General features: G+C 43.1%; 10 protein-coding genes. 4 read left to right on the top strand and 6 right to left on the bottom strand.

The genetic code is table 11. The features are described 5' to 3' along the window. Positions 1–121: 121 nt before the first annotated feature. From B1A85_RS05815 to B1A85_RS05805, 3 genes are all read right to left on the bottom strand, one after another. On the bottom strand, positions 122–2,542 hold the full coding sequence (locus tag B1A85_RS05815; protein ID WP_104545933.1) for a sucrose synthase: 2,421 nt from the start codon (positions 2,540–2,542) through the stop codon (positions 122–124). 337 nt (positions 2,543–2,879) lie between these two features. Then, positions 2,880–4,403 (bottom strand): carboxypeptidase M32, encoded by a 1,524-nt coding sequence (locus tag B1A85_RS05810; protein WP_104545932.1) that lies wholly within the window; start codon positions 4,401–4,403, stop codon positions 2,880–2,882. A gap of 106 nt (positions 4,404–4,509) precedes the next feature. Continuing rightward, a complete protein-coding gene (locus tag B1A85_RS05805; RefSeq protein WP_104545931.1) occupies positions 4,510–5,175 on the bottom strand; it encodes a riboflavin synthase in 666 nt (221 codons plus the stop codon). Between the two features lie 352 nt (positions 5,176–5,527). On the opposite strand from B1A85_RS05805, the gene B1A85_RS05800 reads away from it, so the two are divergent. Both B1A85_RS05800 and B1A85_RS05795 read left to right on the top strand, forming a co-directional pair. Continuing rightward, the gene (locus tag B1A85_RS05800; RefSeq protein ID WP_104545930.1) at positions 5,528–6,028 is read left to right on the top strand and encodes a bifunctional nuclease family protein; all 501 of its coding nucleotides are present in this window, start codon (positions 5,528–5,530) and stop codon (positions 6,026–6,028) included. Between the two features lie 111 nt (positions 6,029–6,139). Then, positions 6,140–7,267 (top strand): aldo/keto reductase, encoded by a 1,128-nt coding sequence (locus B1A85_RS05795; RefSeq protein WP_104545929.1) that lies wholly within the window; start codon positions 6,140–6,142, stop codon positions 7,265–7,267. 527 nt (positions 7,268–7,794) lie between these two features. Here the strand turns inward: B1A85_RS05795 and msrA are convergent. Further along, positions 7,795–8,445: a peptide-methionine (S)-S-oxide reductase MsrA gene (gene msrA / locus B1A85_RS05790; protein ID WP_104545928.1), complete on the bottom strand. Its 651-nt coding sequence runs from the start codon at positions 8,443–8,445 to the stop codon at positions 7,795–7,797. A gap of 499 nt (positions 8,446–8,944) precedes the next feature. After that, a complete protein-coding gene (locus B1A85_RS05785) occupies positions 8,945–10,045 on the bottom strand; it encodes a metallophosphoesterase (RefSeq protein WP_104545927.1) in 1,101 nt (366 codons plus the stop codon). 110 nt (positions 10,046–10,155) lie between these two features. Here B1A85_RS05785 and trmB point away from each other — a divergent pair, with 110 nt between their 5' ends. After that, positions 10,156–10,794 carry a tRNA (guanosine(46)-N7)-methyltransferase TrmB gene (gene trmB / locus B1A85_RS05780; RefSeq protein WP_104545926.1) on the top strand — a complete coding sequence of 213 codons (639 nt, stop codon included), beginning with the start codon at positions 10,156–10,158 and terminating at the stop codon, positions 10,792–10,794. Positions 10,795–10,815: 21 nt separating this feature from the next. Here trmB and B1A85_RS05775 read toward each other — a convergent pair whose 3' ends face one another. Beyond that, a complete protein-coding gene (locus B1A85_RS05775; protein ID WP_104545925.1) occupies positions 10,816–12,273 on the bottom strand; it encodes a dolichyl-phosphate-mannose--protein mannosyltransferase in 1,458 nt (485 codons plus the stop codon). 323 nt (positions 12,274–12,596) lie between these two features. On the opposite strand from B1A85_RS05775, the gene B1A85_RS05770 reads away from it, so the two are divergent. Beyond that, the gene (locus B1A85_RS05770; protein WP_104545924.1) at positions 12,597–13,418 is read left to right on the top strand and encodes an ABC transporter ATP-binding protein; all 822 of its coding nucleotides are present in this window, start codon (positions 12,597–12,599) and stop codon (positions 13,416–13,418) included. Positions 13,419–13,463: the final 45 nt, after the last annotated feature.

Genomic DNA, 13,463 nt, shown 5'->3' with positions numbered 1-13,463 from the left:
GTAGTAGGATGATTGCATATGAGAGAATAGCAATTAAATTTCTCAATCTCAGACAACTCACCTACTTCACAACGTTCCCACTCTCCCACTCCTTCACTAACTACTAGCCATTAGTTACTCTCTAACGATGCATGTGTTGCTCTAACAACTGTTTCGCTCTCGGCTTGTAAATCAGATAAAATATTGCCTCAATGTAGCGTAACAAATCCTCGCGGTTTTCCTTGGAAATAAAGTTCCAAAAACCGTAGATTCGCGCCAAAGATAGTAGCCTTGTCGTGTGGATCTTCCACGTATAGGTGCTGTAAACGCGATCCATCGCCCGCGTAGAAATCTCGTACCAATAGTTGGGATTTTGTTCGCATTTGGTAACGAAATCGAGAATTTTCTCGGCGGTTTCTTCTAAGTGTGTCGGATTAATGTAGAAGCCATTCACTTTGTCGTTAATAATTTCGAGGGGACCGCCAAACTGCGTCGCAAATGTTGGTAATCCGGAAATCATCGCTTCGAGAATCGTTAAACCAAACGCCTCGAATAATGCTGGTTGCACAAAAATACCTTGGCGATCGGCAATGACGCGATAAATTTCACCGGAGTCAGTTTTAGAAAGGCGTACCCCTAACCAGCGAAACTTACCATATAAATTGTATTGGTCAATAATGCGGTAAAGCTTCTCAATTTCGTCGCGTTCTTCGTTGTCGCTGGACTCTTCGACGCGTAATTTACCTGCAACTAAGATTAAATTACAATGTTCTTGTAGTTCTGGGCTTTTACCAAAACATTCTGCTAAACCCGTCAAGTTTTTAATGCGGTCAAGACGCGCCATCGAAAAAATTGGGCGCTTGCTTGGGTCGTCAAGTTTACCAAAGATTTGACTCGAATCTTCTTGGGTAAACAGCATTTCTTCTAGGCGGGCGCGATCGCTTTCGACACGATCTTCCCACCGCGAATACGGGAAATAGTATGTCTCATTCACCCCAGGCGGTACAACGTTGAATTTAGGGCTGAATAACTCAATACCACTGACAACGTGATACAACTCTGGCATCGTAAAGCACTTGTACGACTCGTACTGTCCTACACTATCAGGTGTCCCAACAATTTCTTGATATGTGCTGCTGATGATAAAATTCGCTGCGTTCATCGCAATTAAATCAGCAGTGAATTGCAAGGAGAAATGGTATTTATCTTCTAGATCTTGCCAGTATAAGTTACTAAATAAGTACTTCGACTTTTCCAACGCGTGAGCAATATTACACTGCGTCACCTTCATCCGTCGCGCAAGTAAAAATGCCACCAGATTGCCATCAGTATAATTACCAATAATCAAATCGGGATTGCCGCGCAACTCAGAACGCAGTTCTTTTTCCGAATCAATCGCAAACGTTTCTAAATAAGGCCAAAATTCAAAGCGCGAAATCCAATTTTGCGTTACTTTAGGATTAAATTCTCGCAACGGTACGCGCAAAATCCACGCATTTTCTGTCCCGTGAACTTTTTCTAGGCGTTGGTTACACAGAGTCCCATCACTATTAGGAATCAACCGCGTGAGGATAATAACTTTAGGTTGAACGTTGAGGACATCTAAGCCTGCAAGGGTCGTATCTTCTTGTAATTGTTTTTCTAAACTTCTTGCTTGGTCAAGGACATACACAACTTGACCGCCTGTATCAGGTCTTCCTAAAACTCCTTCTTGACCAAACCAACCGTGCGCGGACACTAATACAATTTTAAACACCATTGGAATCCGCGAAATAAATGCTTCCAATGTTTGGTGGTCTGGAGAATCGATGAGTTCATCAAGAATTTCTAACGTTTCGGCGACTCGACCCGCAGTATTTCCCCAACCAGGTTCAAAACCCATCGCTTGCAGTGCGTAGCGAAACTGTTCGTAGGGTTCGTCGCTATCTAATTTACTGACGTAGGCTAGCGCTTTTTTAATTTGGTCTGAAAGTTGTTGCTGCGATTGAATTTGTCCGTTAATTAGCAGCTGGCTACCTTCGTATTGATGCAAGCGGAGAAAGTTAAATAAACTTTCTAACCACTGTCTTGGATCTTGGAAGAGTTTGCTTGATAGATAGCGGTTAAGGTATTGAACGCCTTTACCAATATTTTTGGGATCGCGAATCGCAGGAGAGTAATCGTAAAACGGCTGAAAATCTAGTTCTAAGATATCACCTTCGTTAGGATGATAGCGGTTTACGAAGCGATCGCGTACATCTAAAAGCTCTTGCACGCTCAATTCTTCAGCATTGAGATCCTCAGTCAATCGATAAACTTCTTGACTGGCAATTTTGGGACGAATAATTAAACACAGGTTGCCATCTTCTTGTAATATTTCCTGTGTATAGTAGATCAATTTACTTAAATTAGAGGACTGAATAAAATCTTCTGATTTTTGATGCTTATCACAATAATCTGCGTAAGCACTCAAGATATCATTACGCAATAAATAACGCTTTTCCTGATGACGAATTTCACTAACAAACGAGCGTAGATCGCTTTTCTCTTCACTATTAATGACAGCCTGGATTAACTCCGACATGAGCACTCCCTACATTAAAACATTACCTTTATAGCAACTAAACGGCAGAATTTTCAGCCGATAACTCATTTCAAATCAAAAATATTGCGATCGCCTGTGGTTCTACAACATCACTATTCAAAGTGACTTTTTATTAGTACAAATGTTTCGCCAACTTATATCTCAGCAAGATTTCGTTTCAGAAACTGAATATATTTTAGCCATGCTGCTACTAATTGGTAAAATAATTTACCTTTATTCTTGTACCTTTTCAGTAATCACTCAATGAAAAAATAGACGAGACATTTGCGCGTCTCGCCTAGATTCTACTGTAATATAACTCGTGCAGAGCTACTTGTTACAAAGAGTACAGTTCGCCGAATTTTTGCTGGATGTAACTGATAAATGGCTCAATACTCAAAGCTTTTCCTGTTGCTAGTTCTACAATCTCAGCAGCAGTATACTTACGTCCATGCTGATAGATATTTGTTTTCAACCAGTTATGTAATGTATCAAAATTACCTTGCTCAATTTCCGTAGAAATGTGGGGATGGGCTTGTAACGCGGCTTGAAAAAATTGCGCACTCATCAAGTTACCAAGTGTATAACCTTGAAACATTCCCCCGATCGCGCCACCATACCAATGAACATCTTGTAAAACACCATTAGAGTCGTTTGGTGGTACGATACCCAAGTCACTACGATAGCGCTCGTTCCATGCTTGCGGCAAATCGCGGACAGCTAAAGTTCCTTCGAGAAGTTGCAACTCTAAGTCGAAGCGAATCATTACGTGCAGGTTGTAAGTAACTTCATCCGCATCGGTGCGAATCAGCGATCGCTCAACTTTATTAATCGCCCGATAAAACGTCTCCAAAGAAACATCACCTAGTTGTTGTGGAAACTGCGCTTGCAATTGCGGATAGAAAAACTTCCAAAAAGGACGACTGCGCCCCACCATGTTTTCCCACAATCGCGATTGACTTTCATGAACGCCTGAAGAAGTTCCACCCGCTAACGGCGTTGCTTCAAAATCGCGATTCACACCTTGCTCGTACAACGCATGACCTGTTTCATGAATTGTACTAAATAGCCCTTCATTCAAATCATTTTCGCGAATCCGCGTCGTAATCCGCACGTCACCCGTCGAGAACTTTGTCATAAACGGATGCAACGTTTTATCTTGTCGACCTCGCTGAAAGTCGTAGCCGAGTTTCTCAATTACCTTCAAGCTAAACGCGATTTGTTCGGCTTCAGGAAAATGCTGATGCAAACACGAAGCATCTGTCACAGGCTGTGCGGAAATCGCTTCCACAATTGGTACAAGTTGCTGGCGTAATTCAGCAAATAGTTCTCTAACGCTAGTTGCTTTCATGCCATAATCCGCTTCCGCAATCAACGGATCGGCGATATGCTCATAACCAGGAAAGAAATTGGCAAGTTCTCGACTCAGTTCCAGTGTTTTTTCGAGATACGGTTGAACCGCCGCAAAATCATTCGCACTCCGCGCTTTTGCCCACACTTCATACGTTTCAGTCGAATGCTGTGAAAATCGTGCGGTAAAGTCAGCAGGAATTTTAACAGCACGTTCGTAATCGCGGCGCGTGACGCGAATTAAGCTTGCTTCGTCCGAATCAGGCGGTAAACTTCTTTCATAAGAACTTAAATCTTCTAAAAGTTGTCCAATGGCTGGATCGGTGAATTTTGTATGCGCGATGTGGCGTAGCGTTGCAAGTTGGCGTCCCCGCGCGGCTGCACCTCCTGGGGGCATATACGTTGCTTGATCCCAGTAAAGCAGTGATGCGGCTGACTCAATATCGTTAATTTCACTCAGACGGGTTTTTAATTCTTGTAGTTTGGGATGGGTTTTTTCCAGCGTCTGCATAAGTTAGATAGTAATGCTTATTTTCTCTAGTGTGCCGCAGACAGTAACTAAGTTGATAATTGGTAAAAAGAATCTATTACCCATTACCTATTACCCGTTCCCCAATTTACAAGTACCCGTTTTCTACTAAAAAAGTAGGTGTCACAGCATCAGCGACCGCATCAGCAACTTGATAGTGAGTTCCCGCTTGAATTAACTTCTCGACGTATTTGCCTAAAATATCTCCTTCCAAATTAACTCCATCACCAGGGCGGAGATACTGTAAGTTTGTTTCAGCATAAGACAGTGGAATCACTGCTACTTTAAATAAATTAGTCGCTGGCTGCCAATCGGCAATTGTCAAGCTGACACCGTTAACGGCAATACTTCCTTTCGGAACAATGTAACGCGCGATCGCATCAGGTGCACTAAAGGTCATTTCCCACGACGTCGCTGTTTGCTCAGCGCTTTGCAAGTAACCTACACCATCGACGTGACCCATCACAAAATGACCGCCGAGTTTACTGCCAACTCTTAACGCGGCTTCGAGATTGACAAAGCGATCGGGATGTTGTCCTAAAGTTGTGCGTCGCAGGGTTTCTGGCGATGCAGTGGCAACAAACCCTTGCGGTAATACCTCTGTAACCGTTAAACAGACGCCATCAACCGCAACGCTATCACCTGTGGCAAGATCCTGTAGAATAGCGTCACTACTGTGATGACAATTAATTTGCCAGCGATCGCCCCCTAGCGGTCGCATAGTTCCTAATGCTTGAATTAATCCTGTAAACATAGCATTTGAAAGAAAAAACGTCGGTTAAAAGCAGTATGCAGCAAGTGTCTTTTTTGAGTTTGAGAACGTATTTAGTAAGAGGAGGAACGACCTGACCTGAGAAGGCGTGTTTTCTTACTTTTATTTAACTTATATCTTGTCCCAGTCAGTTTAATCTATCTACATCAAGATCAGGGCATACTTGGGATAGGTACATTTTGATTTGTCTATGCTGGAATGACTTACAGAGTATTGCTACCTAATTTCTGCGTAAGAAGGGCAATTAGTTCTGTGACAGCCAAAAATAGAAGTATATAGAAATTTATGTGTTTCCTTCTGACTGCTATGACCAAGGATTCTAGAGGCTACGCCAATGATTGAAATGAGAGTCGCTGGCATTGCAATAGATGCCGTAAACCGCAGCCCAATCGTGCTTTTGAAAGATGGTCAAGAGCGACGTGCTTTACCCATTTATATCAACCAAGATCAGGCAAAGGCAATTATTGGTGCTTTGGAAAATCAAAAGCCTCCGCGTCCTCTAACGCATGATTTAATCGCTAATATCTTGGAAGCGTGGGGCATGACTTTAGAACGGATTGTGATTAATGCTATCCAAGACGGTACCTTCTATGCGCTACTCACTGTTAGCCAAGGGGAAGTTAGAAAAGAAATCGATGCTCGTCCGAGTGATGCGATCGCAATCGCGCTGCGTACCAATAGCCCGATCTGGGTGATGGAAGAAGTCGTAGCTGATGCCTCGATTCCCGTCGATCGCGATGCGGATGAAGCCGAACAGCAAGCATTTCGCGAATTTCTTGCCAATCTCCGCCCTGAAGATTTAATCAAGGGAGGAGGCTTTACAGGCGAAAGCTAGAAGAAAGCAGAGGGGCTTCAGGGGCAGGGGAGCAGAGGGGCAAGGGAGAAATACTATAATGATACTTCCCTTTCACTAACCACTAGCCACTCACTCCTCATCCCTATTAAAATGCGCTACCGCCGGTTTGGGAAAACTAATCTTAATTTGTCTGTGTTCTCCTTGGGAACAATGCGCTATCTAGCCTCAGAGGAAAATGCGCGGCAAACGGTTTATCAAGCAGTCTTACAAGGTGTAAACCATTTAGAAACTGCTAAAGGTTATGGCAAAAGCGAGCAGTATCTAGGGGCAGCAATTAAAGCCGGATTACCAAAACCGCGATCGCAGCTGTACATTACCACTAAAATCGCCCCAACGTCCGATGCGGATAGTATGCAGCGATGGATTGACGAATCGCTCGCGCGGTTAGGTTTAGATTATCTAGATTGTCTAGCCATTCATGGTATCAATACTTGGGAGCACCTCCACACAATCCAACAGCCAGGCTGTATGCAAGCAGTTCAGCAAGCTGTTGCAGATGGCAGAGTTCGGCATGTAGGTTTTTCTACCCATGCACCACTCGAAATTATCTTAGCAGCAATAGAAACAGATTTATTTGAATTTGTCAATCTGCATTATTACTATTTTTCCCAGCGTAATGCAGCAGCGATCGCCCTCGCCGCGCAAAAGGACATGGGAGTTTTTATTATCTCACCTGCTGATAAAGGCGGACTGCTTTACACGCCACCGCCAAAGTTACAAGCGTTGTGTCAACCTTTCTCCCCATTAGAGTTAACTTATCGCTTCTTGCTTTGCGATCCGCGCATAACAACGCTGAGTGTCGGAGCCGCAAACCCAACAGAACTTGCAGTGCCACTCAGTGTCAGCGATCGCACAGAAAATTTAACACCGCAAGAAATTACTGTATTTCAACGATTAGAAACAACTCAAAAAGATACGTTAGGAAGCGATCGCTGTAGCCAATGCAACGCTTGTTTACCTTGTCCGGAAAACATCAATATTCCCGAAGTTCTACGGTTGCGCAATCTTGCGGTAGCTTATGACATGACGGAATACGGCAAATATCGTTATGGAATGTTTGAAAATGCCGGACACTGGTTTCCTGGAACGAAAGCAAATCGTTGCACCGAATGCGGTGATTGTCTTTCGCGTTGTCCAGAACAGCTTGATATTCCGACTTTACTCTACGATACTCATAGCAGACTTAATGGACGTGAAGGACGGCGATTGTGGGACTAATGGAGGGGTCAGAGGTGATACAAGTTACTTGCGCAGACGGTAAATGCGATCGCGGTGTCTGAATTAATACACAATCATCCATTTCGAGCATCTGAATATCACTTAACAGAATATCAGCCCAATTGTCGCGCGCAAACACTTCGATAAGTTTTTTGCCGATATCACGGCGCGGACACTAATTCCATACTTGTCAACGAGTACCTTAATTCTTTGCAACGATCGCATTCATACAGTAGTAGATTCCAAAAACTTGCTGCACGCGGTTAGCGTCACTCAAGACGTACCCAATTCCGTATTCGCGATTAGCTGATTTAACTGCTGCTAGCCGTTAAAGTTACAATTCGCTCTATGTTTGTAAAGATGCTTTGTGAGTTGCTCTCACCCACTTTCGCCACTTTTAACATTGCTTTGCTGACAACTAGTTTTGAATACAAAAAGTCCTCGCTAGACGACTAATGCTAACGAGGGAAAGATTTATGTATTTATTATTACAATTACTGCGTGCTAGATCGCGTAAGAATGCAAAACTAAACGTTGACTCCAACAGGACAAGCGACGTTTGTTCCACCTAAACCGCAATAACCATTAGGGTTTTTTGCTAAATACTGTTGATGATAGCCTTCCGCAAAGTAGAACTCTGGAGCTTCCAAAATTTCTGTTGTAATCGTCTTATAACCCGCAGCACTCAGTGCTTGTTGATAAGCGGCTTTTGTCGCTTCGGCTAATTTTTTTTGTGCTTCGGAGTAAACATAAATCCCAGAGCGGTATTGCGTACCCACATCATTGCCTTGACGCATTCCTTGCGTAGGATCGTGGTTTTCCCAAAAGATTTTCAACAGTTGCTCGTAACTTACCACTTTAGGGTCAAACACAACGCGTACAACTTCGTTGTGTCCTGTCATTCCACTACACACTTCTTGATAAGTAGGATTGGGTGTAAAGCCACCTGCGTAACCTACTGCTGTGACAAAAACTCCCTCTTGCTGCCAGAATTTGCGCTCTGCCCCCCAGAAGCAGCCCATACCAAACATGGCAATTTCCATGCCTTCAGGATACGGAGGTTGCAAAGGATTGCCGTTAACATAGTGGCGTTCAGGAACTGGCATTTTTTCAGCACGTCCTGGTAAGGCTTCTTCAGGCTTAGGTAGCGTTAATTTTTTGCCTAATCCAAACAGCATAAGTCATTTGTGAAAAACATCTTTATATTACTTAATATAACGCAATTAGCAGGCAATCAACTATCTGCGTTCATAGTTTATAGGTGGGTAATTTCTACATTATATTTAGTGTTATTGTCCCTTCTTTTGGAACATTTATATAGACACTTTGTAGCGATCGCGCGCTACTCGGCGATACACCTGTAGCCTAAATTGTGTTATTTCGTGTAGCTTGATAAAACCTTAATTTAGATAGCTAAATTTATCCCATTCATCAAATTTTAATGAAACATATTTAAATACGCGGTCGCATTTATACCACTTCTAACAAAAATCACCTAAAGCCAAGATAAATTAAAGAATACAAAAATATCAAGTAAAATCAGAGATGGAATAGTGTTATTCAACATAAACCAAAGGTTGGCTTAAATTATTCCAGATGAAACCTTGGGTAGGGGAAAACTAGTAGTGATATAGAATTACTTCTAATATTGCTTTGTCTTGCCACATAACTTACCCATTAAAGTTTTAGTATTGTATTGTTATCAATTAACAGTGGTTTGCCATCGGGGGAAATTGCGCCAAATTTGGCAAAGTACTGTTGCGCAGAAACAGGGAAATCAGAAAATTCAAATAGTGCATCTCCAGCAGCGATATCTGCCCAGAAATAGCGCAGATGAGGAGCAAGTTTTTCGGCTTCGACTTGCGGTAAGTTCAAAGGCGGCTGAGTCAATAGCTTAAGCATAAACGGAAAACTGCGATCGCCAATCCATTGGCGCGATATTTCTTGCAATTGCGGAATATCTGGCAAAGCTTCGACACGATGCGATTCAATTTTTAAGCGATTTTGACCGGTATCGTCTTGATAAAATTGCAAGATGCGATAAGGATGAGGATAGCTGACGAGCGAACCCGTTGTGATTTCATAAATATTTTGCCACTGCGCAATATCCTGAACGTGCAAATGTCCAGTAAAAATCAACTGTACGCCAAATTTTTGGAGTAGCTGCAGCAAATCCGGTGCATTTTCTAACATATACCGCCGACCGAGTTGATGGTGTGATTGATGCGGTATGTGTTCGATAACATTATGATGTACCATGACAAACACAACATCTTCTGCACTTTGGGCAAGAACGCGCTGTAACCAATTCATTTGCTCGTCATCCACGCGCCCGACGATTTGCCCTTGTGCATTGAAATAGTTGGAATTTAAGCTGATGAGTCTTAGCCCAGGTAACACTTGAGTAGTGTAGTAAAGTTGCTGCGAATTTTCGTAACCAAACTTGCGATAATACTGCGGAAAATCACTAGCGGCGATCGCCTTTTTGCCTGGAATTGCTGTCTCAAAGTCGTGATTGCCAGGAATTACATAAACTGGAAAAGGCAACTTTGCCAAACGTTGTTGTAACCACGCATGATTATCTGGTTCGCCATCCTGGGTTAAATCGCCTGGTAGTAAAACAAAATCAAGTTGTTGTTGTTCTAAATGCTCAAATACAAGCTCTAATGCAGGAATACTCACTTCCACCATATGAAATCGACTCGGATGACTCCAGACAGTGTGTGGAAGGGCGACGTGTAAGTCACTAACTACGGCAAAGCGAAAATTTAAGCTCATAGTGCAAATTGGTTGTAGCCGTTGATGAATTCAGTAAGCCTAATTAAGAAATAGATACTCTTGATAACGATCGACTCAAAAATTAATTGTAATTTTTAGGAGGACAAACATTGGCACCTGTGCGCGTACGTCAACACGTCAATCCATTATCGCAGAAGTATCAAACACCCGTTCAACCTTTAGATTGGGAAAAAGTGTATGCAAAGGTTACTCAACCGTTGCACCTAGATATTGGTTGTGGTAGAGGGCGATTTTTACTGGAAATGGCAGCCAACGACCCACACTGGAATTTTTTAGGGCTAGAAATTCGCGAACCGCTTGTCGTCGAAGCAAATCAATGGCGCGATAAATTAGGGCTATCAAATTTGCATTATTTGTTCTGTAATGTCAACAATTCGCTGGCACCACTTTTAAGTAATTTAGCCCCCAATACACTACAACGAGTCACAATTCAATTTCCCGATCCTTGGTTTAAAAATCGTCACGCTAAACGGCGCGTCGTGCAACCAGAGTTAGTCACAGAGTTGGCAAAACACTTGGCTGCGGGTGGTATTGTCTTTTTACAATCAGATATCGAATCAATTGCTGTAGAAATGTGCGATCGCTTTGCTGCACATCCTGCTTTTCATCGCCAAGCAACGCAATGGTTAGCCGAAAATCCCCTACCAATTCAAACTGAAAGAGAAAAATCAACGCTGTCACGCGGACAACCTGTGTATCGGGCAGTGTTTATTAGGGGTGAGGAGTGAGTACATCATGGATCTTGACACCTAGACCCATGTAGGAAACCACATTCGCAAACGATAACTTTCAGGAGTTAAGGGTAAACCAAGGTAAATGGGCATCCAAAAGACAAATGCTGCCAGAATCAGGAAAATGATTGTCACTGCGATGCTTCTCAACAGTAATGAATAACTTTGTAACCAGCGCGTCACCAACCAAGCGATCGCCAGTCCCGCAAAAACGGAAGCTCCCATGTAGTGATAGATAAAAGTACAGCGGGTTACTCTTACCCAAGGCAATAGATTTGCTAACCAGTTGAACGCCAGGTACAGCGCAATCCAAGTCTCGGCAGGTGACGCGCGGTAGAGTAAACGATTAGTATTGTTCGTTACCCAACTGATGAAACGTCTGAGCAGTCTCCAAAGCAAAGTGAAAATTCCTACTGTGGATAACCACCATAAAACCGGATTCCCCATCGCGTGAACGTCATAAATCACGCGGGCGTAGCTTGCCGGTAGTGGCGGTCCTACAATTGATATAGGTGCAGTTGTTGACTGCGCAACGTAGTAAAAGTAGGCTACAGGTCTAATCATAAACAGCCAACTGAACCAAGAAGAACAGTAAGGATGAACATCCGCACCGCTACCAATGTTTTGATGGTAAGACAATATTTTCTGCTGTACTTCCCAAAAGTTTGGCGATGGATTCAGTTGTAAGTGCGGAATCCATTGAATGCTATAAAAAGCAACGGGAATAACACCTAAATAAAAGACAACTTGCCAAAGATTGATTTGTGTAAGGTTGACTAAAGGCGCAGGCACATCATTGTGGTAAGAGGTGTAGCGTTGTGGTAGTAGCCTATTTAACCACGCTGCTGCCCAGATAGCATATGCTCCCAATAAAAACCATAAACCATTCCACTTGACTGATACAGTTGCGCCAAAAGCAATTCCTGCAAGCGTTAGCCAAATCGGGCGTTGTCTTTTATGCTGTATGGCAAGTAGAAAACACAACTGTCCTAACAGCCCGAAAAGCACTAGATAAATATTGTTTAGTGCATAACGCGACTCGACTAAAAACAAGCCATCAGCAGCAGCGAACAGAGCTGCAATGAAAGCATAGGTGCGATTGTAGCTTATTTGGTACGCGATGCCAGCGATGACGAGGGGAATAAAAGAACCCGTAAGCGCGTTTAGCCAGCGATAACTCCACGTAGAGCGCAACGAACCTGTCAGGCTATTTACTGTATCTTGTCCAATAGGAAGATGACTGCCAATCCACATTCCGATCGCAATGATGTATTTGCTCAAAGGTGGATGTCCGTCAAAAAAGGGCGTGCGAGTCAAATAATTGTTGGCGAAAATAGCGTAGTAAACTTCATCAAAGACTAAGGTATTAAATCGACCTAGTTGCCAAAACCGCAGCCCAAGCGACACTAGAAAGACTGCTAACATTCCTAGCCAAAACCACGGCGATCGCTGGAGAGATTTTTTTGCAAATGACATAGAACGACGCTTTTGAGCTCACAGCATCTTAATATTTTGCCTAAAGGCGTTACTTATGGTACTGAAAATTAGCGCATTTAATGGAGTCTATCGCAGATGTTATCCGTTGAGCGTTCGCCTTGCAGAAAACTTGATAATAAGTTGCAATAAGTATAAAGTGATTTTTAGCGATCGTCTTGCATGATGATGGTACAGAGAAAACAATACAGGCTCTGTATCGTTGAAGTGACAAATATTGTTGTTGATTAACTTACGAACTCGAAACTGTTTGTAGTTGATTATCTGTACTACTACAACGCTTTGTTGGTGCCAAACTGCAAAAAATGACTGTAAAAGCTACCTCGCCAAATCGACTCGCAACTCGCCGCCTCACACTTGCTTACGACAAAGCAGCAATTATCAAAAACTTAGATTTGGCAATACCAAAAGGGAAAATAACTGCATTAGTGGGTGCGAACGGTTGTGGTAAATCGACGCTCTTACGCGGTTTAGCAAGATTACTCAAACCAAAATCAGGAGCCGTCTATCTCGATGCAGTAGATGTATTCAAGTTATCTACCAAAGAGGTTGCCAAGCAATTAGGTATTCTCTCGCAATCACCCGTTGCACCAGAAGGCTTAACCGTGCGGGATTTAGTAGCTTGCGGGCGGTATCCTTATCAAAGTTGGTTGCAGCAGTGGTCGCCAGAAGATGAACGGTTGGTAGAATTGGCGCTGAGTATCACGGGAATGACTCAATTTGCCGAGCGCGAACTTGATACGCTATCGGGTGGACAGCGACAACGCGCCTGGATTGCCATGGCACTAGCCCAAGATACAGAAATTTTGCTGTTGGATGAACCAACGACTTTTTTGGACTTGGCGCACCAAATTGAAGTATTAGACTTGTTGCAAGAGTTAAATCATACGCAGGGTAGAACTTTGGTGATGGTACTGCACGATCTCAATCAAGCTTGTCGCTATGCAGATTATTTGGTGGCGTTGAAAGAAGGAGGAATTTACGCGCATGGAACTCCTAAAGACGTAATGACAGAGGAAGTTGTGCGCGAGGTGTTTGGCTTAGATTCGCGGATTATTGTCGATCCGGTTGCGGGAACGCCGATGTGTATTCCGTTAAGTCGCAAGGTAAGAGATGCGATCGCTTAGTGTAAAATCTAGAAAGTCAGTCCCAACTAAAATCTTCAGTGCTAT

The sequence above is a fragment of the Chroococcidiopsis sp. TS-821 genome, assembly GCF_002939305.1.
GTDB lineage: Bacteria > Cyanobacteriota > Cyanobacteriia > Cyanobacteriales > Chroococcidiopsidaceae > Chroogloeocystis.
Note: the sequence above shows the minus strand (reverse complement) of the source record. Positions and strands in the feature narration are given on the sequence as shown.

What these genes read in the sequence shown, in the direction of transcription:
- B1A85_RS05805 (WP_104545931.1), bottom strand. Translation starts at nt 5,175, where the DNA reads ATGTTTACAGGATTAATTCAAGCATTAGGAACTATGCGACCGCTAGGG.
- B1A85_RS05775 (WP_104545925.1), bottom strand. Translation starts at nt 12,273, where the DNA reads ATGTCATTTGCAAAAAAATCTCTCCAGCGATCGCCGTGGTTTTGGCTA.
- B1A85_RS05770 (WP_104545924.1), top strand. Translation starts at nt 12,597, where the DNA reads ATGACTGTAAAAGCTACCTCGCCAAATCGACTCGCAACTCGCCGCCTC.
- B1A85_RS05810 (WP_104545932.1), bottom strand. Translation starts at nt 4,403, where the DNA reads ATGCAGACGCTGGAAAAAACCCATCCCAAACTACAAGAATTAAAAACC.
- B1A85_RS05795 (WP_104545929.1), top strand. Translation starts at nt 6,140, where the DNA reads ATGCGCTACCGCCGGTTTGGGAAAACTAATCTTAATTTGTCTGTGTTC.
- msrA (WP_104545928.1), bottom strand. Translation starts at nt 8,445, where the DNA reads ATGCTGTTTGGATTAGGCAAAAAATTAACGCTACCTAAGCCTGAAGAA.
- B1A85_RS05815 (WP_104545933.1), bottom strand. Translation starts at nt 2,542, where the DNA reads ATGTCGGAGTTAATCCAGGCTGTCATTAATAGTGAAGAGAAAAGCGAT.
- B1A85_RS05800 (WP_104545930.1), top strand. Translation starts at nt 5,528, where the DNA reads ATGATTGAAATGAGAGTCGCTGGCATTGCAATAGATGCCGTAAACCGC.
- B1A85_RS05785 (WP_104545927.1), bottom strand. Translation starts at nt 10,045, where the DNA reads ATGAGCTTAAATTTTCGCTTTGCCGTAGTTAGTGACTTACACGTCGCC.